This window comes from Mesorhizobium sp. ISC25 (genome assembly GCF_042295465.1).
In the GTDB taxonomy this organism is placed as follows: Bacteria; Pseudomonadota; Alphaproteobacteria; order Rhizobiales; family Rhizobiaceae; genus Mesorhizobium.
Genome location: NZ_CP135441.1, coordinates 605,236 through 631,275 on the forward strand (window position 1 = coordinate 605,236; position 26,040 = coordinate 631,275).

At 61.2% G+C, this 26,040-nt stretch carries 24 protein-coding genes, 1 pseudogene and 1 riboswitch; of the genes and pseudogenes, 16 read left to right on the forward strand and 9 right to left on the reverse strand.

Annotation, left to right across the window (positions count from 1 at the left end):
- Positions 1-5 precede the first annotated feature (5 nt).
- From RQ479_RS03075 to RQ479_RS03085, 3 genes and pseudogenes are all read right to left on the reverse strand, one after another.
- The gene (locus RQ479_RS03075; RefSeq protein ID WP_376704061.1) at positions 6-569 is read right to left on the reverse strand and encodes a nucleoside-diphosphate kinase; all 564 of its coding nucleotides are present in this window, start codon (positions 567-569) and stop codon (positions 6-8) included.
- Positions 570-730: 161 nt separating this feature from the next.
- On the reverse strand, positions 731-1,189 hold the full coding sequence (rnk, locus tag RQ479_RS03080) for a nucleoside diphosphate kinase regulator (protein ID WP_376704062.1): 459 nt from the start codon (positions 1,187-1,189) through the stop codon (positions 731-733).
- A 1,032-nt stretch (positions 1,190-2,221) separates the two neighbouring features.
- Positions 2,222-2,464 (reverse strand): annotated as a pseudogene (locus tag RQ479_RS03085) (NADP-dependent oxidoreductase); the annotation flags it as partial.
- Between the two features lie 459 nt (positions 2,465-2,923).
- Here RQ479_RS03085 and RQ479_RS03090 point away from each other — a divergent pair.
- From RQ479_RS03090 to RQ479_RS03120, 7 genes are all read left to right on the forward strand, one after another.
- The gene (locus tag RQ479_RS03090) at positions 2,924-3,886 is read left to right on the forward strand and encodes a LysR family transcriptional regulator (protein ID WP_376704063.1); all 963 of its coding nucleotides are present in this window, start codon (positions 2,924-2,926) and stop codon (positions 3,884-3,886) included.
- A 195-nt stretch (positions 3,887-4,081) separates the two neighbouring features.
- The gene (locus RQ479_RS03095) at positions 4,082-5,095 is read left to right on the forward strand and encodes an amino acid ABC transporter substrate-binding protein (RefSeq protein ID WP_376704064.1); all 1,014 of its coding nucleotides are present in this window, start codon (positions 4,082-4,084) and stop codon (positions 5,093-5,095) included.
- Between the two features lie 70 nt (positions 5,096-5,165).
- On the forward strand, positions 5,166-6,353 hold the full coding sequence (locus RQ479_RS03100; protein ID WP_352566379.1) for an amino acid ABC transporter permease: 1,188 nt from the start codon (positions 5,166-5,168) through the stop codon (positions 6,351-6,353).
- Positions 6,354-6,371: 18 nt separating this feature from the next.
- A complete protein-coding gene (locus RQ479_RS03105; RefSeq protein ID WP_376705856.1) occupies positions 6,372-7,496 on the forward strand; it encodes an amino acid ABC transporter permease in 1,125 nt (374 codons plus the stop codon).
- A 63-nt stretch (positions 7,497-7,559) separates the two neighbouring features.
- Positions 7,560-8,288, forward strand: coding sequence for an amino acid ABC transporter ATP-binding protein (locus tag RQ479_RS03110; RefSeq protein WP_352566381.1), 729 nt, complete (start codon positions 7,560-7,562; stop codon positions 8,286-8,288).
- Positions 8,289-8,349: 61 nt separating this feature from the next.
- Positions 8,350-9,582 (forward strand): MalY/PatB family protein, encoded by a 1,233-nt coding sequence (locus RQ479_RS03115; RefSeq protein WP_376704065.1) that lies wholly within the window; start codon positions 8,350-8,352, stop codon positions 9,580-9,582.
- A 115-nt stretch (positions 9,583-9,697) separates the two neighbouring features.
- Positions 9,698-9,877, forward strand: a complete 180-nt coding sequence (locus tag RQ479_RS03120; RefSeq protein WP_352668596.1) for an aspartate/glutamate racemase family protein — start codon at positions 9,698-9,700, stop codon at positions 9,875-9,877.
- A 47-nt stretch (positions 9,878-9,924) separates the two neighbouring features.
- Here the strand turns inward: RQ479_RS03120 and RQ479_RS03125 are convergent, their stop codons facing one another.
- Positions 9,925-10,152 (reverse strand): GcrA family cell cycle regulator, encoded by a 228-nt coding sequence (locus RQ479_RS03125; protein WP_352566386.1) that lies wholly within the window; start codon positions 10,150-10,152, stop codon positions 9,925-9,927.
- Between the two features lie 935 nt (positions 10,153-11,087).
- On the opposite strand from RQ479_RS03125, the gene metH reads away from it, so the two are divergent.
- Positions 11,088-14,897, forward strand: a complete 3,810-nt coding sequence (gene metH, locus RQ479_RS03130) for a methionine synthase (RefSeq protein ID WP_376704066.1) — start codon at positions 11,088-11,090, stop codon at positions 14,895-14,897.
- Between the two features lie 451 nt (positions 14,898-15,348).
- Here metH and RQ479_RS03135 read toward each other — a convergent pair whose 3' ends face one another.
- Positions 15,349-16,329 carry a phosphatase PAP2 family protein gene (locus RQ479_RS03135; protein WP_376704067.1) on the reverse strand — a complete coding sequence of 327 codons (981 nt, stop codon included), beginning with the start codon at positions 16,327-16,329 and terminating at the stop codon, positions 15,349-15,351.
- Between the two features lie 276 nt (positions 16,330-16,605).
- Between RQ479_RS03135 and RQ479_RS03140 the strand changes: the two genes are divergently transcribed.
- Both RQ479_RS03140 and RQ479_RS03145 read left to right on the forward strand, forming a co-directional pair.
- A complete protein-coding gene (locus RQ479_RS03140) occupies positions 16,606-16,923 on the forward strand; it encodes a metalloregulator ArsR/SmtB family transcription factor (protein ID WP_352466852.1) in 318 nt (105 codons plus the stop codon).
- Entirely contained in the window at positions 16,920-17,402 is a 483-nt protein-coding gene (locus tag RQ479_RS03145; RefSeq protein WP_352466851.1) for an SRPBCC family protein, read from the forward strand. The genes RQ479_RS03140 and RQ479_RS03145 overlap by 4 nt, the downstream gene beginning before the upstream one ends.
- A 196-nt stretch (positions 17,403-17,598) precedes the next feature.
- Here RQ479_RS03145 and RQ479_RS03150 read toward each other — a convergent pair whose 3' ends face one another.
- Complete coding sequence (locus tag RQ479_RS03150; RefSeq protein WP_352466850.1) at positions 17,599-17,820, reverse strand: hypothetical protein; 222 nt, start codon at positions 17,818-17,820, stop codon at positions 17,599-17,601.
- A gap of 295 nt (positions 17,821-18,115) precedes the next feature.
- On the opposite strand from RQ479_RS03150, the gene mgtE reads away from it, so the two are divergent.
- Together mgtE and RQ479_RS03160 are read left to right on the forward strand one after the other, a co-directional pair.
- Positions 18,116-19,513: a magnesium transporter gene (gene mgtE / locus RQ479_RS03155; RefSeq protein ID WP_376705857.1), complete on the forward strand. Its 1,398-nt coding sequence runs from the start codon at positions 18,116-18,118 to the stop codon at positions 19,511-19,513.
- 137 nt (positions 19,514-19,650) lie between these two features.
- The gene (locus tag RQ479_RS03160; RefSeq protein ID WP_376704068.1) at positions 19,651-20,037 is read left to right on the forward strand and encodes a MerR family DNA-binding transcriptional regulator; all 387 of its coding nucleotides are present in this window, start codon (positions 19,651-19,653) and stop codon (positions 20,035-20,037) included.
- A gap of 19 nt (positions 20,038-20,056) precedes the next feature.
- Here the strand turns inward: RQ479_RS03160 and RQ479_RS03165 are convergent, their stop codons facing one another.
- A complete protein-coding gene (locus RQ479_RS03165) occupies positions 20,057-20,563 on the reverse strand; it encodes an isoprenylcysteine carboxylmethyltransferase family protein (RefSeq protein ID WP_352714610.1) in 507 nt (168 codons plus the stop codon).
- Between the two features lie 16 nt (positions 20,564-20,579).
- The gene (locus RQ479_RS03170; protein ID WP_376704069.1) at positions 20,580-21,578 is read right to left on the reverse strand and encodes a heparan-alpha-glucosaminide N-acetyltransferase; all 999 of its coding nucleotides are present in this window, start codon (positions 21,576-21,578) and stop codon (positions 20,580-20,582) included.
- Positions 21,579-21,824: 246 nt separating this feature from the next.
- Between RQ479_RS03170 and RQ479_RS03175 the strand changes: the two genes are divergently transcribed.
- Positions 21,825-23,024, forward strand: coding sequence for an MFS transporter (locus RQ479_RS03175; RefSeq protein WP_376704070.1), 1,200 nt, complete (start codon positions 21,825-21,827; stop codon positions 23,022-23,024).
- On the opposite strand, the gene RQ479_RS03180 is transcribed toward RQ479_RS03175, so the two are convergent.
- Positions 23,003-24,190, reverse strand: a complete 1,188-nt coding sequence (locus RQ479_RS03180; RefSeq protein WP_376704071.1) for an aromatic ring-hydroxylating dioxygenase subunit alpha — start codon at positions 24,188-24,190, stop codon at positions 23,003-23,005. The genes RQ479_RS03175 and RQ479_RS03180 overlap by 22 nt on opposite strands.
- Before the next feature lie 140 nt (positions 24,191-24,330).
- Positions 24,331-24,528, forward strand: a riboswitch (cobalamin riboswitch).
- Between the two features lie 35 nt (positions 24,529-24,563).
- Here RQ479_RS03180 and RQ479_RS03185 point away from each other — a divergent pair.
- The 3 genes from RQ479_RS03185 to cobU are packed head-to-tail and all read left to right on the forward strand — an operon-like array spanning position 24,564 to position 26,040.
- Complete coding sequence (locus RQ479_RS03185) at positions 24,564-24,743, forward strand: CbtB domain-containing protein (RefSeq protein WP_023720718.1); 180 nt, start codon at positions 24,564-24,566, stop codon at positions 24,741-24,743.
- Positions 24,744-24,758: 15 nt separating this feature from the next.
- Positions 24,759-25,526, forward strand: coding sequence for a CbtA family protein (locus RQ479_RS03190; RefSeq protein ID WP_376704072.1), 768 nt, complete (start codon positions 24,759-24,761; stop codon positions 25,524-25,526).
- On the forward strand, positions 25,519-26,040 hold the full coding sequence (cobU, locus tag RQ479_RS03195; protein WP_376704073.1) for a bifunctional adenosylcobinamide kinase/adenosylcobinamide-phosphate guanylyltransferase: 522 nt from the start codon (positions 25,519-25,521) through the stop codon (positions 26,038-26,040). Before RQ479_RS03190 ends, cobU begins: the two co-directional genes overlap by 8 nt.

Consider the following 26,040-nt stretch of genomic DNA (forward strand, 5'->3'; position numbering starts at 1 on the left):
AGCTCTCAGGCGGCCGACGGACCCGGGTCGTCGAACCCGGTGTCGAAGGCCGCGATGATTTTGTCTACCGCTTGGTCCTGCAGCTCATCGGAACGATGGACGACGCGCAGAACCGGTCCGGCCAGTCGCGACGAGCCCGGCGCGGCAGCTCCCGCCAGCTTCAATCTCTCGCGCCTTGCGGTTTCCGGCTGATAGACCACTTCATGCACACTCAGCGTTTCAAGGCCACCGTCCGCAGTCGGAATGGACATGGACTCACCTTCGGCCAAGCCAAGCAGCGCCAGACCGCGCGGATTGGTGATAGGCAAAAGCATTCCAACCAGACCGCGCATCTCGTCATGTGCGACGATGCGAGTTTCGGCAGGGCCGTCGTTTACCCGATAAGCCACGCGGCTGCTGAGCGTCACGACGGTTGCCGGAATATCATCCCGAAACATTACAACGGCGCTCGAAATCTTCCGGTTAAGGATAGCCGAGAGGATTTCGCCGCGGCTCGGATGGCGTTCCCGCATTACTTCAAGAATTGTGTAGTCCTTGGTGGTCAGTTGACAGCTGTCGCTAGTGGGCATGGCGCGTCTCCAGCCGGTCCGCGGGGCGAAATCCGGCGTTATACAATTGATCGGGTTTGGAAAACTTCCCCTGTGCCGAACCATAACAGGCCGGCACAGGCGTCAGACTCCTGCGATCAGGCTGCCCGCGTGATTGAGGAGACGCACGGAAACGCCCATGTCTAGACGCCGGCCTCGATAGCCGAAGGCGCCGGCGGGCGCTGTTCTGTCGCGCCTTCCGGAGCCGGTTGTTTCACCGCTAGCACCCAGAGTTCGTGCCGCCGCCCGTCTCGCGCAGTCCACATGATCGACTGTCCGGCCGAGAGGCCGATCAGGGCCGTTCCGATCGGCGTGAGGATTGAAACCTTGCCTTCGGTGATATCCGCATCGCCAGGAAAAACCAGCGTGACCGTTTTCGCGTCGCCGGTGTCTGGCTTGAACGTCACTGTCGAGCCCATCTGGACGGTGCCTGCGGGGATCCAACCATCGGCGACGATACGAGCCCGCTCTAGTTCGGCGAGGAGTTCATCGGAAGCCTTCGGATTTCGTGCGGCGACGGCGCCCGCAAGCGCTGACAGACGCGCATGGTCCGACTGCGAGATGCGGATGTTCGGCTTACGCCGGGTCTTCTTGTCTTGCATTTGAATACTCGTATCTCAGGTGGGACGCCGTCGCGAAAGATGATGCGAGCGGCCAAGTCAAGGATGTCCTGCTCACAGCCGAGCCGAGCCGATCGGCGGCCCGCGGACTTCCATGTCGATTATTTAAGTGTTGCCCCTCGGCTCGGGGGCACATGCCAGCCGAGCCGGGGGTTACGATCCCGCGATGGGGCAAACCCGGAAAAGAAAGTCGTGACGGATTTTAACGGCGGCATTCATATCATGATAGTTGGTGAAGAGATCCGGGAAGTCAAGGAAGCCGTCTCGGCGGATATTAAAGTCGCGAGCTAGTCAGCGCGAGCGCCAAGCAAAGTGTTGATCACCAGCTCTCTTCGAGCCCTGTTTCCGCCTGTCCCGCTCGGTCTCTCTTCGGCAAGCCCGAGGAGATAAGGCGTTCGGCCAATACTTTCGACCGCGCCTCGTAGGTCCACGGTTCGTGCGTTTGAGCGCCGCTGCTCCTCCTCGGTGAGGTCGCTCCAGCCCAGAGCGCGGCCTAAGCCGCTGCCCATGAACCTCAACGCTCAAGACGACACCAGCGTCAGAGTGGCCTGCTGGCTGAGCCCATGATCCGGGCTATATTTCGCGTGCGAAGAACGCGGCTGGCGAGATCGTGCCCGCGTTCACGCGCGCGAAGTTGTCCTCGGCTTGCCGGTTGCCAGCGATCGCCCCGAAGAGTTGCTGCATCTCCATGGGCGGCTCCATCGTTGCGAGTTGGCAGGTGAACTCATACATCGGCAGCTAGTGTTGGTCGCGCTGTCGCTGATAGTCCGCCATAGCCGCCTCGAAACTGCTGTCGCCCTTGAAAGCCAGGCCAAGTGCTTTTGCGCAGAGCTCAGCATCCCGGAAGGCATCGCTGATACCCTGCGCAGTGTTTGCCTCCTTGTTATAGCCGGCATCGCCAACGAGCGCCCAGCTTTGCAGAGGAGAGTGCTTTGATCCGGCGTTGCGTACAGGACGCAGCCGGCCTATCTGGACAGCGCCGGCCGGCCGGGCGCATTGACAGGCGCGTGTCGCTCACGGACGAACGCTGATGATCGTCTTCCCCGAGCGTCGCTCGGTCGTTTTGAACGCGGAAACGGCATCGTCGAGGGTCGAGATGTTGCCGATGTTCGTCCGCAGCCGTCCGTCCCGCACGCGCTGGACGATTTCATTCAGTTGAGCACGATCGGACTCGACAACGAAGTCGACTGCCAGGCCATTGGCGGGCGGCGCGTCGGGCGGCCCGACGACGGTCACCAGTGTTCCTCCGGCTCGAACCGCAGGAGAGGGGCCAATCCGTGCTGCTTGTCGATGTCATGGGTTCACCGAAAGAAACTTTTGTCTCTTGGACGGCGAATGCCCGCTTCGCGCCTAATGTCGGTCGTTGCGATGATGTGCGAAAATCCCAAAAGCGGACACTCGCCCGGGCGGCTTACCTCTGCGCCACAAACGGTTTGATCAAGGCAGGCAGATGCCGGCAAGGGAAGCAACTGGCTTGATGATATATAGGCAAAGTCATGCAGATCTGCCCGTCGGCGAATAGAATTCGCCGGAGAGCAAAAGGGGAGACCAAGCCGTCTGCGCGGGCTTTGGCCATACGACAGCCACGGCCAGCGAAGCCGTTGAGAGTGAAGCTACGATAGGGTCTCGTCACGGCCGTCGACAGCAGGCGCAAATCTGGCTTTCGCCCGCCGCTTGAAAACAGTGTAGCATGCGAAAAACTGTGCGGACGTTCTCATGAGTTTTGATGATATCGACCTCAATTTGCTACGAGTATTCGACGTTATGATGCGTGAAAGGAGCGTAACGCGTGCAGCGACCGAATTGGGAAGAACACAATCCGCTGTAAGTCATTCCCTATCAAAGCTTCGGTATCTCTTGCAGGACGAATTGTTCACGAGAGACGGGGGGGAGATGCGGCCAACCCCACGGGCGGTGGAGTTGCTGTCAGATATTTCTGCTGCACTGGCAACGATCCGCGCGTCGATCGACCGGCATCAGGTGTTCAATCCGGCAACGACGCGACGCAACTTTCGCGTTGGACTTACCGATTACCACGCCATGATATTTATCCCTGGGCTCATTCGAGAATTTTCGAGGCAAGCTCCTGGCGCGACGCTGAACGTCATTCCCGCAAACGGACCCGAGATCGGTTCATCAGTCTATTTGAGACAAGTCGACTGTGCGCTGACGGGAGCCGCGATACGCGATGACCCGGGTCTCCTGAAGGTGGAACTTGGCCAGGATCAGCTATTTTGCGCGGTGTGGAGTGGAAGCAAGATAGCCAGGAACGCAATGACACTGGAAACGTATTTGGCCAGTTCTCACCTGCAGATTTCCGCAGATGGTCTGGCAGAAGGTCTTGCTGATGCCGCCCTCAAGCTAATGGGTCTACGGCGCAATGTCGTTGCGACCATCTCGAATTATCTGGTGCTGCCCTGGGCGCTTCGCGGCACTGAACTGATTACCCATTGCGGCGATGCCATCCTGCAAATGCTGGATGAGAGGAGCGAGGTGACGCTGGTCCCGCCGCCCCTTTCGATATCAAATGTGAATGCGTGGCTCATTGTTCACCGCCAGATGGCGAATGACCCGGGTACCAAATGGCTCCGGGAAATCATCATTAGCATCTACAACGAGTCGCGGACCAAGAGAGATCAAGGGCTAACCGTCGGAGCACCGGGGTTGGCTGCACAATAGATCGCGCGCACTGTCGCTCATTCGATCAGCCCGCTCAAGCAAACCGGCCCGATCACCACTCAAGTCCCTTTTCACCCGAGAGCGGGTGCCTCGTAAATTATGAGCAGCGCTCATTTTCGTAATGAGAACAATCAATTTGACGAATACTTATGGTTGAGAGCACAGTCTCTTCAAGAAAAACAGGGGAATACCGAAATGAGATCCACGTTCAAGGGCCTCCTTGCCCTCGCTATCGCGTGCACCGCCTCCTCGGCGTGGTCCGCAACCCTCGACAATGTCAAGAAAAATGGCGTGCTGACGTGTGGCACAAATTCGGCCACGGCTGGCTTCAGCCTTCCCGACAATGAAGGCAAATGGACCGGATTTGTGGTCGACTATTGTCGCGCCGTGGCCGCTGCCGTGCTCGGGGATGCGCAAAAGGTCAAGTTCATCCCATTGACGCCAAAAGATCGCTTCACCGCCTTGCAGTCGGGAGAGATCGACATCCTCGCACACAACGCAACCTGGACCTCCTCCCGCGATACATCCCTCGGCATACTGTTTGCCGGCACGTATTTCTATGACGGCCAGGGATTCATGGTGCGCAATGCGGACAACATCACGTCAGCCAAGGGGCTCGAGGGCGCATCGATATGCGTCACCCAGGGCACCACGACCGAGTTGAACCTTGCCGACTATTTTCGCTCGCAGTCGATCAAGTACACGACGGTTGGTTTCGCCGACGAGGAAGCGGTCGTGAAGGCTTACGAGGAGGGTCGTTGCGACGTCTTGTCCGCGGACACCTCCACCTTGAACGCGTCGCGGCTTCGCATGGCCAAGCCGGACGACAGCATTGTTCTTCCCGAGCTGATCTCAAAGGAGCCGCTTGGCCCGGCGGTGCGGCAGGGTGACGACCAGTGGTTCAATGTGGCGAAGTGGACGCTCTACGTCATGGTGGCCGCGGAAGAAAACGGGGTCACCTCCAAGAACGTCGATGCCATGAAGTCGTCGGACAATCCCAGCATCCGCCGTCTGCTTGGCGTGGACGGTAGCATAGGCAAGGACATCGGGCTCGGCGACGACTGGCCGGTCCAGGTGATCAAACAGGTAGGCAACTACGGTGAAGTCTTTGATCGCAATATCGGCAAGGATTCGCCGCTGAAAATGGAGCGTGGCATGAACGCGCTCTGGAACAAAGGCGGCGTTCAGTACGCTCCGCCGATCCGCTAGGCAAAGCATGGTTGCAAGGCGCTGGCGTGTTACCACCAGCGCCCTGCACGGATCCCGATAGGAACAGGCCATGTCCCATTTGTCGCTTCCCGCGCCGTCGCGCAGGAGCCTGTCGCTGCACGATACGAAAGTGCGAGGCGTTCTCTACCAGCTCTTGCTCGCTGGCTGTCTGCTGGCCTTGGCCCTGGGCATCGGGATGCAGACAGCATCGAATATGCGGGTCCGGGGGATTCCGCTCTCATTCGATTTTTGGAATGAGGCTGCCGGCTTCGACATCAGTCAGACCCTGATACCGTACGATGCGCTGTCCACCTATGGTCAGGCCTTCTGGGTCGGAGTGGTCAACACACTCTACGTCAGCGTACTCGCAATCCTGTTGGCGACCTTGCTTGGCTTCGTCATCGGCGTTGCCCGCCTGTCGCGGAACTGGATCGTTTCGAAGGTGGCGACCGCCTATGTCGAGCTTGTGCGCAATGTCCCGTTATTGCTGCAGCTGCTGTTCTGGTACAACGCCGTCCTCAAGCCGTTGCCCTCCCCGAAGGCGTCTATTGCCATCCCCGGCGGCATCTACCTAAACAATCGCGGCCTCATCATTCCGGAGATCCAGTTGCATCCGGGAGCGGGGTTGGTGAGCCTGGCATTCGTGACGGCCATTTCCTGCTGCGTTGCATTCTGGTTTCGCGCCAGGAGCGTCCAGAGACGGACGGGCAAGCAGCTGCCGGTGCTTTTGGTCAGTCTGGCGACGTTGATAGGATTTCCGCTGGTCGTGTTCCTGGCGGCTGGCGAGCCGGTCTCGTTCGTCGCGCCGCAGCTGCGCGGCTTCAATTTTCAAGGCGGGCATCAGCTCTATCCGGAGTTTGCCGCTCTCCTGATCGGTCTGTCGGTCTACACCGGTTCATACATCGCCGAGATCGTTCGAGGTGGAATCCAGGCAGTGCCAAAGGGCCAGACGGAGGCTGCGTATGCGCTGGGGCTGGCGCCGGGCAAGACGCTTCGTCTGGTCGTCGTTCCCCAGGCGCTGCGGATCATCATACCGCCTTTGACAAGCCAGTATCTCAATCTCATCAAGAACTCGTCGCTGGCGGTGTTCATCGGCTATCCCGACCTCGTGCAGATCTTTGCAGGGACGGTGCTCAACCAGACCGGCGCGGCCGTCCAGGTCATGGCGATCACCTTGTCTGTCTATCTCGTTATCTCCCTCGCCACGTCGTTGGCCATGAACGCGTGTAACCGACATTTTGCGATCGTCGAGAGGTGACGCGTGAGCGATCAGTCCATGCATTCGCCTTTGGTCAGCGGTGCGCTCATACCAGCGATGGCGCCCCCCGCCGACGTTCGGCCAGGTCCAGTGACCTGGATGAAAAAGAATCTGTTTTCGACGCCGGCTTCAGGCGCGCTGACAATCTGCTTTGTCGTCCTCGCCGTGTGGCTGCTGCATCACTTTTTGAGCTTTGCGATCTTCGACGCGGTCTGGAGCGGCGGTCGCGAAGCATGCCGTGCGAACAGCCAAGGAGCTTGCTGGCCTTTCATTGCCGAGAAGTTCGACTACCTGCGATACGGCGCGTACCCGGTTTCCGAGCGGTGGCGCGTGGACCTTGCGCAGGCGATCGGCGCCATCCTCATCGTTTGGCTCCTGTGGACGAAGGCTCCGCGGCGCGAAGTGGCGGCGTTGCTGTTCTTCCTCGTCTACCCCATTGCCGCGTTCGTTCTGGTCCGCGGCGTCGCCTGGCTCCATTTGCCTGTCATCGACACGACGCTCTGGGGCGGTCTCTTGATCACGCTGCTGATGTCGATTGTGGGCATCGTCTTCTCGCTTCCGATCGGAGTTATCCTGGCGCTTGGACGCCGGTCGGAACTCCCTTTCGTCAAGACGGTTTGCGTCACATTCATCGAAGTCGTCCGGGGCGTGCCGTTTATCACGGTGTTGTTCATGGCGAACTTCATGATGCCGCTTTTCGTCCCCGACTATCTGACGCCTGATCGTCTGCTGCGCCCGCTCATCGCGATAGCGTTGTTCTCATCCGCCTATATGGCCGAGGTTGTGAGGGCCGGCCTTCAGGCGATCCCGAAGGGCCAATACGAAGCGGCGAAAGCGCTCGGGATCAACTACTTCGACATGATGCGCCTGATCGTCCTCCCCCAGGCGTTGACGATCGTTATCCCGAGCATCGTGTCGACCTTCATCGGCCTGTTCAAGGACACGACGCTGGTCGCCATCGTCGGCATAGCAGATTTCCTGAAGGCCGTCGAAACGGCGCGAGTCGATCCGAACTGGGCAGGCCCGACGATCTCCTCAACCGGCTACCTCTTTGCCGGACTGGTCTACTGGGGCTTTTGCTTCGGCATGTCCCGCTACTCGCAATCGATGGAGCGCCAATTGGCGCGTGGCCACAAATCCTAGGACGAGATGATGATGCCACAAGCAATGCACGCAGCGACGAAGGCAACGCCCTACGGCAAGGCGATGGCCATCGAACTGCGTGGCGTCAATAAATGGTTCGGTTCGTACCATGCGCTCAAGAACATCAACCTCTCGGTGACGCGGGGGCAGCGCATTGTGATCTGTGGCCCCTCCGGGTCGGGCAAGTCGACGATGATCCGCTGCATCAACCATCTCGAGGAGCATCAGTCGGGCGACATCATCGTCAACGGCAAGTTGGTAACCGAGGATCTGCGCAAGATCGACGCAGTGCGCAGCAACGTCGGGATGGTGTTTCAGCACTTCAATCTGTTTCCCCACCTTACGGTGCTTGAGAATTGCACGCTTGCGCCGTTTTGGGTGAGAAAGATGCCGCGGTCGGCCGCTGAGGAATTGGCGCGCCATTATCTCGATCGCGTCAGAATTGCGGAGAAGGCGGAGAGCTACCCAGGGCAGTTGTCGGGTGGCCAGCAGCAACGCGCTGCAATTGCCCGGGCTCTCTGCATGAACCCAAAGATCATGCTTTTCGACGAGCCGACCTCTGCCCTCGATCCGGAGATGGTCAAGGAGGTGCTCGACACGATGGTGTCGCTTGCGAGTGAAGGCATGACGATGCTGTGCGTGACGCATGAGATGGGCTTCGCGCGGGAGGTGGCCGATCGCGTGGTGTTCATGGACCGCGGGGAGATCGTCGAAACCAACACGCCCCATCAGTTCTTCACCAACTCCCGATCGGAACGGGCACGGCAGTTTCTGGCGCAAATCCTCAAATAGGGACGTCCGCAGAAGCAAAGCGGCTGTAACCGTAGCAACAGATTTTCTAGGTGACTATCAAATGGCTTGTGCAGACACGCCCGCATCGGCGCTTGGGCAACGAAATATCGCGGGAATAGATTTCGACCAAATCCACGACCGCCAGCAATTCGGATCCGCCAAATGGGCCAACCAGTGGGATGAGTTCTCTCCGCAGGTCGAGGGCCAGAACCTGCTGTCCCTATGGACAGCGGATATGGATTTCCGCGCTCCGGAAACCGTCATCGCGCGGCTGTGCGAGGCCGCGGACCATGGCATTTACGGCTACACACGCCGCGATCCGCGCCACTATGAGATCGTGCAATCGTGGTTCGCGCGCCGGCACAACTGGTCGCCGAAAGTGGAGACCTTGCTTCCCGCCCCGGCGATCATGCCTTCGGTCGCTGCGATACTGCGAACCTTCACGAAGCCCGGTGACGGCGTCATTGTGCAGTCGCCCGTGTACTCGCCCTATTTCGAAGTGGTTCAGGGAAACGGGCGGGTTCTGCTTACGAACCGGCTGAGATTGCACAACAACAGATATGAGCTCGATCTGGAGGATTTCGAGAGACTGGCGGCTGGCGGTGCCAAGGCATTCCTGCTGTGCAATCCTCACAACCCTGCCGGAATGGCCTGGACACTCGAAGAATTGGCGGCGCTTAACGACATTTGTGAGCGCCATGGGATCCTGGTCATATCCGACGATATTCACTGCGACATAAGGTTGTCGGATCGCCCCCACATCGTCTTCTCCTCCATCTCGGAAGATGCCGCGGAGAAATCGTTCATCTGCACCGCGCCAACGAAGACTTTCAATCTTGCCGGGGTTCCTTCGGCAACCATTTCAGTTGCCAGCAAAAAGCGCCGCGAGACGCTTCTTGCCGCAATGCAGGCGTCATTCATGGTAAATGCAAACTTTTTCGGCCGCTTGGCCCTGGAGGTTGCCTACAGCAGCGGCGCGCCATGGCTCGACCAACTCACGCGTTACATCGCCAGCAACATTGATCTGGTTTGCGAGTTCGCCGGTGAACACCTTCCAGGCATCACGCCCATGCGGCCCGACGCATCGTTTCTGGTGTGGTTGGACGCGTGCGCGCTCGATCGCAGAGTGGGTGGAATTCAGAAGTTCTTTGTCGATCAGGCCGGGGTCAATCTCTACGACGGCCGCGTCTATGGGCCTGGCGGCGAAGGCTTCATCCGTCTGAATGTCGGCTGCCCGCGTCCTCTGTTGCGCCAAGGGCTGGAGCGCATGTCCAGCGCGCTGGCATCTTTGTGATTGAGCGCAACCAAGCCGGAATGCTGCGAATGCGAATTGCCGTCATCAATCCCAACACGACCGCTTCGTCGCAGCCGCCATGGCGGTGGCGGGCCCAGGGACCGAGATATTGGGCATGCAGTCCATGGCTGGACCTGAAGCGATCGAAGGGCCATTTGACGGTGAACTCTCCGTACCGGGCCTGCTCAAGCAGGTGGTCGCGGCGGAAATGGACAATGTCGACGCCCATATTATTGCGTGCTTCGAGGCACCATTGCTGATCGACGCCCGCAAGCAGGGGGAAGCCTCAAGGTGATCCACCGGGTGTCTACTCGCAAATTGGCGACCCGCCCGCCGCCTAATTTACGCGGCGCGTCGTTGAGCGAGGACCGAACGGGCCCGACGAGGGTCGACAGCGGTTACGATGCCGTGGTGGTGATCGCAGTAGACGCGGTCCGGCGAAGTTGACCCAGCACAAAAACGGTAACCGCCGGGTACCGACGGGTCTTCGCTTACCGGGAAGCGGCACTGATAGAGGCCTAGCTGAATGAGGGGGACGTCTCTCGAAATTACTCTGATATTTTCAGGCATGGTTTTCAGGTTCCTAGTTCATAGCCATTGCCGGTTGAGGGCCGCAGTGCGACCGCGGCAGGCCAGCTTCTCTCGTTTTGGAGGGCAATGGATCACCATATGGTGTTGGTTGCAGCGTCAATGAAGCCCGACGGCCTGGTTTCTGAAGCCAATAGTTTGCGACTTAAGGCCACAGTTGCCGCTGGGTAGCGTGCGGTTGACAGCGCGAAGGCGGCCCGGCCGCCCATGTTGCCGTACCTCTGATCGTGGCGGTCACTGCCCCCTGGGTTCGTCGGCAGACCGGGCAGGGGTGCCCTTGTGGGCCCCTATCAGGCGCGCCCGACCGACACCTCCTTCTCAGTCCGGGGCCTCCTCATGGCCGGCCGCTCTCGCCCCAACCCAAATCACTCTGAACGACGGAGTTCGACCCTTTTGCTGTCATTCGGTTGCGAGCGTTGTATGGCGCGATGCGCCCCAAGACGCTTTCCGTAGGCTGAACCTTGGATGGCCGCTTCGCGCGCAATGTCCGCCCTTGAGGCGATTTTTGCGATTGCCGGATAGCGGACGCTGCAGGCGATTACCCTGGACATCCTAGTTGCGCCATAAGGCGACCTTCATGCCCGCTCAAAGCTGCCCTTCGCGCAACGGCTCGAGTCGGACCTATGCCTGAACTTCAGTCGCAGTCCGAAGATCATGAGCAAACTGCCGGCGATCCTATCCAGCCACTTGCGGATCCGCCGTAGAAAGAACTGATCGCAGCGATGGAGAAAACGTCGGCATCGGCCTGACACTTGGCGCGGTCATTTGGGCGGCGGCGGCACCAGCGGCATCATCAGCCTCAGGCCGGCGAAACCGATGCGTGGGGAACAAGGGTGACAAACAGAGCTGGAGGGCGTATGTTGACATAAAGATGTCTTTATGTGACTTGAGTGCGACTGTCGTCTCGAGGATGAAAAATGTCGCAAAGTTCCTCATCGCTGGATGACCTGTTCGGCCCCGCCACAGCAAAGCCCAACGGTTCCGAAGTGCTTGCTGCGCTGACCGCAGCGGTGCACGAACGCATCCTCATCCTTGACGGCGCCATGGGCACGCAGATCCAGGGCCTCGGGTTTGACGAAGACCATTTTCGGGGTGAGGCCTTCGCCGGCTGTGCCTGCCACCAGCAGGGCAACAACGATCTGCTGATCCTGACGCAGCCGAGGGCGATCGAGGAGATCCACTATCAGTACGCCATCGCCGGCGCAGATATCCTTGAAACCAACACCTTCTCCTCGACCTCAATCGCCCAGGCCGATTACCGCATGGAGGATGCGGTCTACGCGTTGAACCGCGATGGCGTGCGACTGGTGCGCCGCGCCGCTGTTCGTGCCGAGCAGGAGGACGGCAAACGCCGTTTCGTCGCCGGCGCGGTCGGGCCGACGAACCGCACCGCCTCGATGTCGCCAGACGTGAACAATCCCGGCTATCGCGCCGTAACCTTCGACGACCTGCGCCTTGCTTATGGCGAGCAGCTGCGCGGCCTGATCGACGGCGGCGCCGACATCATCCTGCTCGAGACGATCTTCGACACACTCAACGCCAAGGCGGCGATCTTCGCCTGCAACGAGATCTTCATCGAGAAGGGCGTGTACCTGCCGGTGATGATCTCCGGCACCATCACCGACCTGTCCGGCCGCACGCTGTCCGGGCAGACGCCGACCGCCTTCTGGCATTCGGTGCGCCATGCCAGCCCCTTCACCATCGGCCTGAATTGCGCGCTCGGCGCCAACGCCATGCGCGCGCATCTGGCAGAGATATCCGGTGTCGCCGATACGTTCACTTGCGCCTATCCGAATGCCGGCCTGCCCAATGAATTCGGCGGGTATGACGAGAGTCCGGAATTCATGGCCGCGCAGATCGAGGATTTCGCGCGCGAGGGATTGGTCAATGTCGTCGGCGGCTGCTGCGGCTCGACGCCCGACCACATCCGCGCCATCGCAGCGGCGGTGAAGAAATATCCGCCGCGAGCTGTTCCCGACATCGAACCGAAGATGCGCCTGTCGGGGCTCGAGCCGTTCACGCTGACCGACGAGATTCCATTCGTCAATGTCGGCGAGCGCACCAATGTCACCGGGTCGGCAAAATTCAGGAAGCTGATCACGGCGGCCGACTATGTCGCCGCGCTCGATATCGCCCGCGACCAGGTCGCCAATGGCGCCCAGATCATCGACATCAACATGGACGAGGGCCTGATCGATTCGAAGAGGGCGATGATCGAGTATCTCAACCTGATCGCGGCCGAACCTGATATCGCCCGTGTTCCCGTGATGATCGACAGTTCCAAATGGGAGATCATCGAAGCTGGCCTGAAATGCGTGCAGGGCAAACCGCTGGTCAACTCCATCTCGATGAAGGAGGGCGAAGAAGCCTTCCTGCATCATGCCCGACTGGTCCGTGCCTATGGCGCGGCGGTGGTCGTCATGGCCTTCGACGAGGACGGCCAGGCCGACACCAAAGCGCGCAAGGTTGCAATCTGCACCCGCGCCTACAAGCTGTTGACCGAGCAGGCCGGATTCCCGCCGGAGGACATCGTTTTCGATCCGAACGTCTTTGCCATCGCCACCGGCATCGAGGAGCACAACAATTACGGCGTCGACTTCATCGAAGCAGCGCGCGAGATCACCACGACGCTTCCCTATGTTCATATTTCGGGCGGCGTGTCGAACCTCTCCTTCTCGTTCCGCGGCAACGAGCCGGTGCGCGAGGCCATGCATGCGGTGTTCCTCTACCACGCCATCCAGGCGGGCATGGACATGGGCATCGTCAATGCCGGACAGCTTGCCGTCTACGACACCATCGATCCGGACCTGCGCGACGCCTGCGAGGATGTCGTCAACAACCGTGAGCCGAAAGGTGGTAGCACGGCGACCGAGCGCATGCTGGAACTTGCCGAGCGCTTCAAAGGCACGGCTGGCAAGGAGGCGCAGGAGCGCGATCTCGCCTGGCGCGACTGGCCGGTCGAACAGCGCATTTCGCATGCGCTGGTCAACGGCATCACCGAATTCATCGACGCGGACACGGACGAGGCGCGGGGTGCGGCCGAGCGTCCACTGCATGTCATCGAAGGTCCGCTGATGGCGGGCATGAATGTCGTCGGCGACCTGTTCGGCTCCGGCAAGATGTTCCTGCCGCAAGTGGTGAAGTCCGCCCGCGTCATGAAGCAGGCCGTTGCCGGCCTGCTCCCCTACATGGAGGCGGAGAAGCTGGCGAACGCCGCCAACGGCATCGACAATGGCGAGCGCCAGACTGCAGGAAAGATCCTGATGGCGACGGTGAAGGGGGATGTCCACGACATCGGCAAGAACATCGTCGGCGTGGTTCTGGCGTGCAATAATTATGAGATCATCGACCTCGGCGTCATGGTGCCGGCGACGAAGATCCTGCAGACGGCGCGCGAGCAGCAGGTCGACATCATCGGCCTGTCCGGCCTGATCACGCCGTCGCTAGACGAGATGGCGCATATGGCGGCCGAGATGGAACGCGAAGGCTTCGACATTCCGCTGCTGATTGGCGGCGCGACCACCAGCCGCGTGCATACGGCGGTCAAGATCCATCCACGCTACACCAGCGGCCAGACGGTCTACGTCGCCGATGCCAGCCGCGCGGTCGGCGTTGTTTCGGCGCTGCTGTCGAACGAGGCCAAGGCCGGCTACGTCGACAACGTCCGCGCCGAATACAAGAAGGTTGCCGATGCGCATGCGCGCAGCGAAGCCGACAAGCAGCGCCTGCCGCTGGCGCGGGCGCGGGCCAACGCGCACAAGGTCGACTGGTCGGCCTATGTGCCGCCGAAGCCGTCCTTCCTTGGCGTCAAAGTCTTCGAAGGCTGGGATCTGGCCGAGCTCGCTCGCTATATCGACTGGACGCCGTTCTTCCAGACCTGGGAGTTGAAGGGTCGTTATCCCAAGATCCTCGAGGACGAGGCGCAAGGGCCGGCGGCACGCCAGCTTTTCGAGGACGCCCAGGCGATGCTGAAGAAGGTCATTGCCGAAAAATGGTTCGCGCCCAAGGGCGTGATTGGCTTCTGGCCGGCGAATACCGTCGGCGACGACATCAGGCTGTTCACGGACGATAAGCGCTCGCAGGAACTGGCGACCTTCTTCACCTTGCGCCAGCAACTGGCCAAGCGAGACGGCAGGGCCAATGTCGCGCTGTCGGATTTCGTCGCGCCCGCCGACAGCGGTAAAGCCGACTATCTCGGCGGCTTCATCGTCACCGCCGGCATCGAGGAAGTGGCGATCGCCGAGCGCTTCGAGCGGGCGAACGACGATTATTCCTCGATCATGGTCAAGGCGCTGGCCGACCGTTTCGCCGAAGCCTTCGCCGAGCGCATGCATGAGAAGGTGCGCAAGGAGTTCTGGGGTTACGCGCCCGACGAGAACCTGGCACCGGACGACCTGATCGGCGAACCTTATCGCGGCATCCGCCCGGCGCCCGGCTATCCAGCGCAGCCCGACCACACCGAGAAGGCGACGCTGTTTCGCCTGCTCGACGGCGAGCGCAATGCGGGCGTCAGCCTGACCGAAAGCTATGCGATGTGGCCGGGCTCTTCCGTGTCGGGCATTTATCTCGCCCATCCCGAAAGCTATTATTTCGGCGTCGCCAAGATCGAACGCGACCAGGTCGAGGATTATGCTAGCCGTAAGGCGATGCCAATCGCCGATGTCGAGCGCTGGCTGGGCCCCGTTCTCAACTATGTGCCGGCACACTATGCCGAGGCGGCTGAATAGTGGGAACGGCGGCATCGTAAATTCGTGCCTTCTAAATCTCCGCTGCCTTTTCGACCGGATGGCTTTCGACAGTTTCTTGTGCTCCTTCCTTGCCAAGCGTTTGAGGTAGGCAAAAGACTCTTGAAGCGGGCGGGTTTCGGCCTTCGTAAGAAGGGCTACTTAGCTGGTGCCGGGTCCGCATCGTGCGATACGGACTGAGATACAAACTGTGATACAAATCGCTACGGAATTCTACCAAAAACCCCTTTAAAATCAACGCGGGAGGCGGTGCAGCGTTGCATCTCGACCGCACCAATCAAATTCGAAAGCGGAACCTCCAACCCATTGAGTTCGAGCACGGCAGGAAGCGTCCTTGTCAGGGCACGAGGCTTTTGCCTGATTGCGGTCGCGAGTTTGGCCGATGCGAAGAGGCCATCGGCGGGCATGGCCATCTACCGACAAGCGCACATAATTATTCGCGCACCAGGCGTCCGGTCGCCCACCAGATCACAGACACAACGACGATCGATGCGTAGCCGTCCACCGCATAGTGCCAGCCAGTGTACACCGATCCGTACAGGATCAGGGCTGCGAACGTCCAACCCAGAACGCCAAGCCAGAGATTGATTGAGGAAAGCAAATAGGCGTTCAATGCGGCAAAGGCGACATGCATGCTTGGCATGGCCGAGATGCCGCCCCCAAGACTTGGCCGGCCGCTCTGGTAAGCCATCAGGAGATATGCCGCGGGTTCCCGCACCATGTAACTATGGTCCAGTCTGTCCAAGGCCGCATTCAATCCGTGGAAGCGATCCACGCCAATAAAGTGGTGGTAGTAAACCGGCCCGACCGATGCCAACGCCAGGGCCAAGACCGTTCCGAGGACGCACAACGTCAGCGCTGCTGCACAGAGATAGCGGATGCGGGCAATCTCGTCCGACCAGAGCGACACCAAAAGGATGGTGCCGAACCACTGGTAAAACCAAATGACTTCATAGCTGTTGAAGACGACGAGCGACCAATTGTTGCTGTCGAGCTTATGGACGATCTCCCATGGCGGCATCCCGTGCAGCCATTCATCAGCGTCGGCCAACCAGTTGTCGGCATAGTATGGGACGACGGACGGGATGGCGATCTTGTAGGTAGAGAACGCGGTCAAGCTGGCGAAGAAGAACAGCAGCACCAGCAGACAGCCGCGCCAGCGCCCTTGAACCAAATCCAGGGCGTAGCGAACTGGTTGCCGCCGGCCATGGAGTATCGCGGCACAACAGACACCACCGATAAACAACACCGGAATACCAATAAGAAACTTGCGAGAATAGATTAAGGCTGATGTATAGAATAGTTCTGGATATAGTGCAGATGCGCCTAAAACGTATATCGCCATGAACAGGGAGAGGCGCAATTGCCATATGGCGGAGGGCCTGTAGCGAGAGGCTTCCGTGGTTAGGGCCAAACCAATTTACCCGTTCTTAACGTTTCGCCGGAGAGACACATACACCGATAAGGTAAAAACGTTGCCGCCAGGTTTACTTTTTCCCCGGTGATCGACATTTGCCTGCCGGCCCGCACGCGGTGGATTGTTTCCCTGAGCAATCTTGCATCCGCATTGCTGTCCATGCCCGGTGTGAAGGAACGCGCCGGAACCTCGGGGCCGAACCGGCCGGGTGTTTAAACACCGGTCCACCGCTCCCTCAGTTGACATATCATAAGTTGTAACTTATCATAAGTCATGGTTTATGATTATGCAGGAATGGTGGCCTTGGCCGATCCGACGCGCCGCAAGGTGTTCGAGCTCATCGCCGATCGGCCACGCTCGGTCATCGATCTGACGCGAGTGCTTCCGGTCTCGCAGCCGGCCGTATCGCAGCACCTCAAGGTTTTGAAGGAGGCCCGGCTGGTCCGCGCAGAGCCGAAAGGTGCCAGCAACATCTATCATCTCGACCCGCATGGGCTCGGCGAGATGCGCGCCTGGCTCGACCGCATGTGGGGCGATGCGCTCGACGCCTTCAAACGGGAAGTCGACGACAGCAAGGAGAAGAGGAAATGACGACCATGATCAAGCCCGCGCCGGTCAGGAAGTCGGTGACGGTGGAGGTGCCGCTCGACAAGGCATTCGATGTGTTCACGACAGGGTTCGGACGGTGGTGGCCTGCTTCGCACTCGATCGGCAAATCCGCCCTGACGACTGCGGTGATCGAACCCAAAGCCGGCGGCCGCTGGTACGAGATCGGCGAGGACGGGTCACAATGCGATTGGGGCGAGGTTCTCGCCTGGGATCCGCCGTCCAGGCTGACGCTCGCCTGGCGCATTGGAGCCGATTGGCGCTACGATCCGGCATTGCTGACCGAAGTCGAGATCCGCTTTGTCGCACTCGGCGAGAACGCGACGCGTGTGGAACTCGAGCACAGGCTTCTGGAGAACATGGGCAAGACCGCAGAGGCAGCGCGCCAGGCCTTCGAATCCGAGGGTGGCTGGAGCGGGCTCCTGGACCGCTATGCGGCTGAGGCCCAGCGCCACGCCGCCTGATCGGGAAGCCTCCCAGTCCATACCAGCGAGGCCGTCGCACTGTCGGCCTCGCCTCATTCCCGGTGCAGCATGTGCCGCTCTGTCCGGCCACTAATGTTGTTGGGCGAATGATGCCCCAACCGGAACGGCGGGCACACCACACCTAGCGTTGTCGCGGACTACCCGGCGGTTGGTCAGCGGCGGTACCAGAGCTGGATTACCGGTGCTTCTCGACGAAAGCCTTGCAGGCGGGTGACAACTGCTCGATCATGCTCTGAAGGTCGCATTTGCCGATCGGTGTCATTGGGCAAAGCCGTTTGTAGTCAGGCTTGCATTCCTTGCCCTGAAAAGATTTGAAGGCCTTTGCCTCGGCGGTAATCGGGCTCAAAAGTATTCCCGAACAAACCAACGCAAGGCTGGTAAACAGATACTTCGCCATAAACACCCTCCATTTATTAGCGGTAATTATAGAAATACTAAATTAGAATTATCTAATTATCAATCTTGAATTATCAATCTTGGGCAACCGGCAGCTCGCAAGGTCTGATATCCGTCCGTTGCGCACGGAGAGGCCGATTCTCAAGCCAAATCGTGCCGCCGCTCCATCTTTGTGTTCGACCAAGATCTTTTCGGAAAACCGGTTTCCACTTTTCAGGATCATGGTCTAGACCTGACAGGCACCTTATCCGGAAATCCGATGGCGGGAGGCGCTGGTGGAAGGCCAGGACGAATACATGACCGGCGCCAGGGCCGCCGAGGAGCGCCGCGCCGACATCTATGACGAGGACGGCGTCATCCTGTCGTCGTTTCTCGCCCAGATCGGTGCAGCGATCGCCGATCGCGATACGCTGACGCTGAAGCGTGAAGTCGACGATCTGCACCAGTCGGAACTCGGCCACCTGCTCGAGGCCCTGCACCCGGAACAGCGCCGCGCCCTGGTCGAATTGCTGGGCAAGGATTTCGATTTTTCCGCCCTGACCGAGGTCGACGAGGCGATCCGACGCGACATCGTCGACAATCTGCCCAATGCGCAGATCGCCGAGGCGGTGCAGGATCTCGATTCCGACGACGCCGTCTACATTCTCGAGGATCTCGACCAGGAGGACCAGGACGAGATCCTGTCGCAATTGCCGTTCACCGAGCGGATCAGGCTGCGGCGCTCGCTCGATTATCCCGAAGAGACCGCCGGCCGCCGCATGCAGACGGAGTTCGTCGCGGTGCCGCCCTTCTGGACGATCGGCCAAACCATCGACTACATGCGCGAGGACAACAATCTTCCCGACCGCTTCAGCCAGATCTTCGTCATCGATCCGAGCTTCAAGCTGCTCGGCGCCATCGACCTCGACCAGATCCTGCGCACCAAGCGTTCGGTCAAGGTCGAAGAGGTCATGCATGAGACCAGGCATGCCATCCCGGCCACCATGGACCAGGAAGAGGCGGCGCGCGAATTCGAGCAATACGATCTTCTGTCCGCCGCCGTCGTCGACGAGAACGAGCGGCTGGTCGGCGTGCTGACCATCGACGACGTCGTCGACGTCATCCAGCAGGAGGCCGAGGAAGATCTGCTGCGCATGGGCGGCGTCGGCGATGAAGAACTCTCGGACAGCATCTTTTCGACCTCGCGCTCGCGCGTGCCGTGGCTGCTGGTCAACCTGTTGACGGCTTTCCTCGCGGCCTCGGTGATCGGCCTGTTCGACCGCACCATCGAGCATATCGTGGCGCTGGCGGTGCTGATGCCGATCGTCGCCGGCATGGGCGGCAATGCCGGCTCGCAGACCATGACCGTCACGGTGCGGGCGCTGGCGACGAGGGACCTCGACATCTACAATGCCGGCCGCATCATCCGCCGCGAAATCGGGGTGGGCTTCATCAACGGCATCATCTTCGCCATCCTGATCGGCATCGTTGCGGCTGCCTGGTTCCACGATCGCAATCTCGGCGGCATCATCGCGGCGGCGATGATCATCAACATGTTCGTGGCGGCTCTGGCGGGCATCCTTATCCCGCTGCTGCTCGACCGCTTCAAGATCGACCCGGCTGTGGCTTCGGCGGTTTTCGTCACTACGGTCACCGATGTCGTCGGTTTCTTTGCCTTTCTCGGGCTTGCCACATGGTGGTTCGGCGTGCGCTGAACGGCACCTCAATTGACTTTTACGTAAATGCCGTGCGAGGCTTTGGAAGGTGCCTTGTCCGCCGATTCTGGCACGCGCCCCGGGCGCCGGCGCCGGCCAGTTGGAACTCGCGGCGTGGCCGGGGCATTGGAGTGACGATGCGGGAATATTATTCGATCACGGAGCTGACCCGCGAATTCGACGTGTCGACGCGGACGTTACGCTTCTACGAGGACGAAGGGCTGGTGCAGCCGGTAAGGCGCGGCCGCACCCGGCTGTTCCGTCCGTCGGACCGGCATCTCATCCGCCAGATCATGCGCGGCAAGAGGCTCGGCTTCTCGATCAATGAGATCCGCGAAATCATCCAGATGTACAGGGAGCCGCCCGGCGAGGTCGGCCAACTCAAATTGATGATCAAGCGCATCGAGGAAAAGCGCGAGGATTTGCGCCAGAAACGCCGCGACCTCGAAGAGACGCTGGCCGAACTCGACCATGCAGAGGAATCCTGCGTCGAGCGGCTGGTGGAACTCGGCGTCACCACATAAGCGCGGTGTCAGCCTCGGCTCAAATCCAGCGCCGCACCCTTTTGGCGTAGTCCCGGTACTTCTTGCCGAATTTGGCTGTCAGCACCTTCTCCTCGCTCTCGATCGTCAGCTTCTGCGTCAGGAACGCCGCGATGACCGCCAGCGGCAGGAACCAGGCGATCCCAGAGACAAAGGCGAGGCTGACCAGCAGCAGCGTGTTGGCGAGGTAGATCGGGTTGCGGCTGACGGCGAAGGGGCCGGTGGTCACCAGATGGTCCGGCACGCCGTTCGGGTTGAGCGTCGTCTTGGCGCGGATCATGGTGCGGATTGCCGTGAACCAGAGCGCGGCGACCGCCACCAACCCCACAAGGCCGGCGGCGAACAGGATGTCGCCGAGAAGATCGCCGATCCACGGCAGCGGATAGAACAGCCCTAGCGCGACGCTGACGATGATGGCGGCGATATAGATCAGCGGCGGCCATGGGATGTGTCCAAGCTTCGGCTGCCCAGGATTTTGCTGCACGGGTTTCGGGTGACTGTCGCTCATTGTTGTCCTCCCTCGATTAGCGCGTTCCCGGTTCCGCCGTCTCGGTTTGGGCGGTGCAGGTGCCGGCGAGCTCGCCAATATGCGCCTTCCACTCCGGGGACTGGTCGTTGCTGTAGAGCCGGTCAAGCGAGGCTTCGCCCTGGAGAGTGTCCAGCATGCAGGCACAATAGCTGGAGCAGAACCCGGTGTCGCGTGCCTGCTCGCAGGATATCTGGCAGGATTTCAGAAAACTCACCTCCCTGGTTTCGACCTGCGCCGGCATGAATTGCGAAAGCAGCCAGACCGAGCCGATCAGCACCGGCTGATGGATCAAATAGAAGGCAAGGCTGTGCCGGCCGATGAAGACCGGCGGATTTGCCCAGCGGCCGGGCGTCAGGGCCGACAGCCGCGTCAGCGCGCCGGAGGTGGAGGCGAGCTTGGTAACCGCGATGCCGGCAAGTACGGCGCCGAACCAGGGCAGCAATGGAACGTAGTCATTGGAGCGCGGGTTGGTCGCCGACAGGCCGACCCACCATAAAGCTGGATGATCGAAAAGCTCGGATCGCAGGTAGAAAGGCGCGGCAATGACGAGGGCCGCCACGGCAAGCGTCAGCAGCGCCGGCAGCCGCAGGAACGCCAGGCCGAGCAGGCTGGCGAGCGCGATCTCGTGCAATATGCCGAAGAAGATGAAGCCGTCGGGCGTGGCGATGCGGGTGACCAGCGATATTGCGAGCGCTGCCCCGGCAACCATGGCGAAGCGCTTCCAGAAGCCGGTCCAGCGGATTTTTTTGCCATGGGCGAGATAGAGGCTGATGCCGACCAGGAACAGGAAGCTCGAGGCGATGCAGCGCGCATAGATTTTCCACCAGCCGAAGGCGGTGAGGCCGGGATCGGTGTAGCCGAAAAATTCGAGGTCCCAGGTGAAATGATAGCTCGCCATGGCAAGCAATGCGATGCCGCGTGCAATGTCGATGGCGGCGATGCGCTTCGACTTCGGTTGATCCTCAACGGCTGCGGTCGACGTGTCAGTGCTCATGGTCTCGCTGTCTTGGTTCAGCCCCGGCAAGACGACTATCACGGTTGCCACCGTCAAAAGAAGCAGGGCCTTGCGTCGCGTTGGTGCCAGTCGGCATCAGAGCTGCTTTAGGCCAGAGCCGGAAAGCCTTTGGCCGGCTTCGCTTTTTGCCGTGAAGGCGTCGGTTTCCTGTTACCCGGCAAGGAACCGCCGCGGCAGATTTGTGCTCCAAACCCTGCTTCGGGCGATTCGGCTTCGGGGGAAGCAATGGCTACCCATTTGCGCCATCCGATCTGGCTTCCGGCCTTGCGGCCGGCGGATGCCCGCACTTTCGCCTCGCTTTATGCGGTCGAATCGTTCGCGCGCGCCACCGTATCCAGCGTCATCCCGATCCAGGCCTACGAGATCCTGCACAACGAGCAGATCGTTTCGATCCTCTACACGATCGTGGCGATGCTCGGCCTATCGGCGACGCTGTTCATGCCGATGCTGATCGCCCGGTTTGCCCGGCGCTGGGTCTATACCGCCGGCGCCTGCCTGCTGGCCGCCGGTTCGCTGTTCTTCGTCACCCATACGCTGGCCGGCCAAGTGGTCGGCATGCTCTGCCGCGTCGTCGGCGCCGGCGCGCTGGCGATCACGCTCAACCTCTACATCATGGACCATATCCGCAAGACCGATTTCATGCAGGCCGAGTCGCTGCGCATGGCGTGGTCGATGCTTGCCTGGACCGCCGGGCCGACGCTCGGCATTTTCCTCTACACGCGTTTCGGCATCTATGCCGCGCATGGCGCGGTGGCCGTCTTCGCCATGGCCTTGCTGGCGCTGTTCTGGACTTACCGGCTTGGCGACAATCCGTCGATCCGCCCCGGCAAGACGCGGCCGGTCAATCCGCTGGCCAATATCGGCCGCTTCGTCTCGCAGCCAAGGCTGAGGCTCGCCTGGCTGATCGCCTTCGGCCGCTCCTGCTTCTGGACGACGTTCTTCGTCTATGGGCCGTTGTTCATGGTGATCACCGGCGAGGGCAAGCTGGCCGGCGGCCTCTTGGTTTCGGCCGGCAATGCGCTTTTGTTCATGGCCATCTTCTGGGGCAGGGCGGGACGGCGTTTCGGCGGCCGGCGCACCATGACGTTCGCCTATTTCGCCATGTCGGCGACGCTGCTGGCGGCCGGCGCCGTCGGCGAGGCCGCACCGCTCGTCACCGGCGCCTTGTTGCTTTGCGGTGCCTTCTTCACCATCGCGCTGGATGCGCTGGGCTCGACCGCCTTCATGCGCTCGGTGCGCTCGTATGAGCGGGCGCAGATGGCGGCGGTCTACCGCACCTATCTCGACTTTTCCGAGCTGACGCCGCCGCTGGTCTATTCGGTGGTGCTGGCGTTCTTCGGCCTGGGCGCGGTTTTCGCGACACTCGGCCTGCTGGCGGCAGTCTGCGGCTTCGTCACCTGGCGCTATCTGCCCAAATCGCTTTGAAGTGCGGCATGCCGCTCGCGCACCCAGTTGTGGAAGCGGTGCAAGTCATATTCCTCGGGCATCAGCACGCCGGCCTTGTGGCGCATCGAGCGCAGGCCCATCTGGTTGACCTCGCAGATATCAGCATCCTCCTCCAGCACCTGGGTACCGAAGGCGATGATGTTGTCGATATCCGCGGCCGGATCGGCGAGCGCTTCGGGCGAAAAAAGCCATTCGGCGGTGAGTTCGGTCTGCTCCGGCCCAAGCGGCACCAGCCGCACGGTCCTGACATAGTCGACATGGCCGACGACGAACATCGACGGCAGGCTGGTGGCGTAGGTCTGCCCGGCGGTACGTTCGGCCGGCGTCAGGCCGGAAAAGACCGAGCCGTGAACGCGTCCGTCGCGCGACCAGGTTTCGGCCCCGGCACGCAAGCCGCCGGAAAATTCCGGCGCGTCATTGTCGGCGTGGCGCGCCCATTCGGGATCGTCGTGGCGGCCCATCAGGCCGCGGCCATAGATCGGCACCAGCCGCGACAGGTCCTTGTGGACGCCGGGGCGGTGCAGGCACTCGTTGAAGTTTTCCCAAAAGATCTTCCAGTTGCAGTTCATCACCTTGCGCAGCACATGGCCGCTCAGCAGCGTTTCCAGCGGCCAGTTGGCGAGGTCGCCGGATGCCGGATCGAAGGATGTTTCAGCCGGGCCGGCAACATCCTCGGCGAGGTTGACGAAGACGAAACCGCGCCACACCGAGAGCGCGACCCGGTAGAGCGGATGATCGGCCTTGTCGAAACCGTCCGGCAGCGATTTCGACGGCACGCGCACCAGATCGCCGCGCAGCGAATAGGACCAGGCGTGGTAGGGGCAGGTGATGAGCCGCGCCTTCAGTCGTCCTTCGCTCTGCTGGCAAAGCTGCGAGCCACGATGCCGGCAGGTGTTGTGGAAGGCGCGCAATTCGCCGGTCTCGTCGCGCAGCACGACGATCTCCTGCGTGCCTATGCGGAACGTCCTGAAAGCCAGCGGCTGGGCAAGGTCGGCCTCGCGGCAGACCAGCAGCCAGTTGCGATACCAGATGGCCTCGAGATCGCGCTGGTAGGCTGCGATGTCCCAATAGGCTGATGACGGCAGCGTCGGCTCGGCCCGCGTCAGGCCGTTGTAGGGACCGCGCTCATTCGAGCTGGGTTGCATGCCGGCTTCCTCCCCATCCGCCAGCCGACACCCGGCTGCGAAAATTGTCAATCGCGGCGCCGGCCGGGCAGCTTGGCGAGGCGGCGCATTCGCCACACGATCCGGCGGAATTTGGTTTGCCGGGCGCGGCGATTCTGCCTATAGTCGCTGATGTCGTCGGTTCCATTTGGAACCAAGAGGGAATGCGGTGAGGGCAAGTTGTTTGCCCAATGCCGTGGCTGCCCCCGCAACTGTGTGCGGTAGTCCTCTCCATATGCCACTGAAGGTTCGCCTTCGGGAAGGTGGGGAAGGACGCTGATCCGCGAGCCAGGAGACCTGCCGGCGACAGGAAACTGACTTCTATGCCCTCGGGTGGAGGGCGAAAGGACAAGACATGAATACCGCTTCCGTCTCGCTCGGCGCTTCCGTCTCCTCGCAGTCGCGTTTCATGCAGCTGGCGCTTGCTGCATTCCTCGGCATTTTCGTCATGGGCTTTGTCGGCTTCTCGCATATCGATGCGGTCCACAATGCCGCGCACGACTATCGCCACTCGATGGGCTTTCCCTGCCACTGACAAGGGGCTGACATCATGACACTGTTTCGCAACGTCGTGTTCATCGCGGCGATCGCAGGGCTCGTGGCCGGCGTCGCTCTCGCCTGCATACAGGCCTATGCCACGGTGCCGCTCATCCTGAAGGCCGAAGTCTACGAACAGGCCGGCGGCGGCCATGACCATGCTGCGGCACCGGCCGCCACGGGCACGATGGCTATGAGCAGCGCCGCGCCGGCACCGGCTGAAGCAATGGCTCCGGCTGAGGACGAAGGCTGGGCGCCGGCGGACGGTTTCGAGCGCTTCGGCTTCAGCGTCGTTGCCAATATCGTCACCGGCATCGGCTTTGCGCTGGTCCTGGTTGCGGTTTCGGAATTCGCCGGCGGCATCGGCAATTGGCGCCAGGGCCTGTTCTGGGGGCTGGCTGGCTTTGCCGCGTTCACGCTGGCGCCGGGCCTCGGCCTGCCGCCGGAACTGCCGGCGATGCCGGCGGCCGACCTTGTCCAACGCCAGATCTGGTGGTGGGCAACGGTGATGGCGACCGCGGCCGGTCTCGGCCTTATCGCCTTCCGCAGATCGCTGCCGCTGGCGGTCCTTGCGGTGGCGTTGATCGTCGCGCCGCATATCGTTGGCGCGCCGCAGCCCGACAGTTTCGAGACGGCGATCCCGGAAGGCTTGCACCACCAGTTCGTGGTGGCGGTGACGCTGACCAATCTGGTGTTCTGGCTGGTGCTCGGCGCGGTCGTCGGCGTGGTGCGCGGACGCTTCACCGGCACGGCGACCAGCCTGCGCGACAGCTTTGCCTGACCGCGCTGCCGGGGCACTGACCCTGGTCGTCGGCGGTGCGCGCTCCGGCAAGAGCGCGCATGCCGAGAGGCTGGTGAGCGCCTGTCCAGCGCCGTGGAGCTATATCGCCACGGCGCAAGCCTATGACGAGGAGATGCGCGAGCGGATCGCGCTGCATCGATCGCGGAGAGGCGCGGGCTGGACGACCATCGAGGCGCCGCTCGACCTTGCCGGCGCGATCGAGGCACTGCCTGACGGCCAGCCGGTGCTGATCGATTGCCTGACGCTGTGGCTGACCAACCATATGCTGGCCGAACATGATGTCGAGGCCGAATGCCGAAGGCTGGCGGACGTGTTGTCGCGGCCGCGTGGCCCCTGGTTCGTGGTGTCCAACGAGGTCGGCCAGGGCATCGTGCCGGACAATGCGCTGGCAAGACGGTTTCGCGACGCCGCCGGCCGGCTGAACCAGGACGTCGCGGCTGTTGCCGGCACCGTGCTTTTGATGGTGGCAGGGCTACCGCTCAAGGTGAAATGA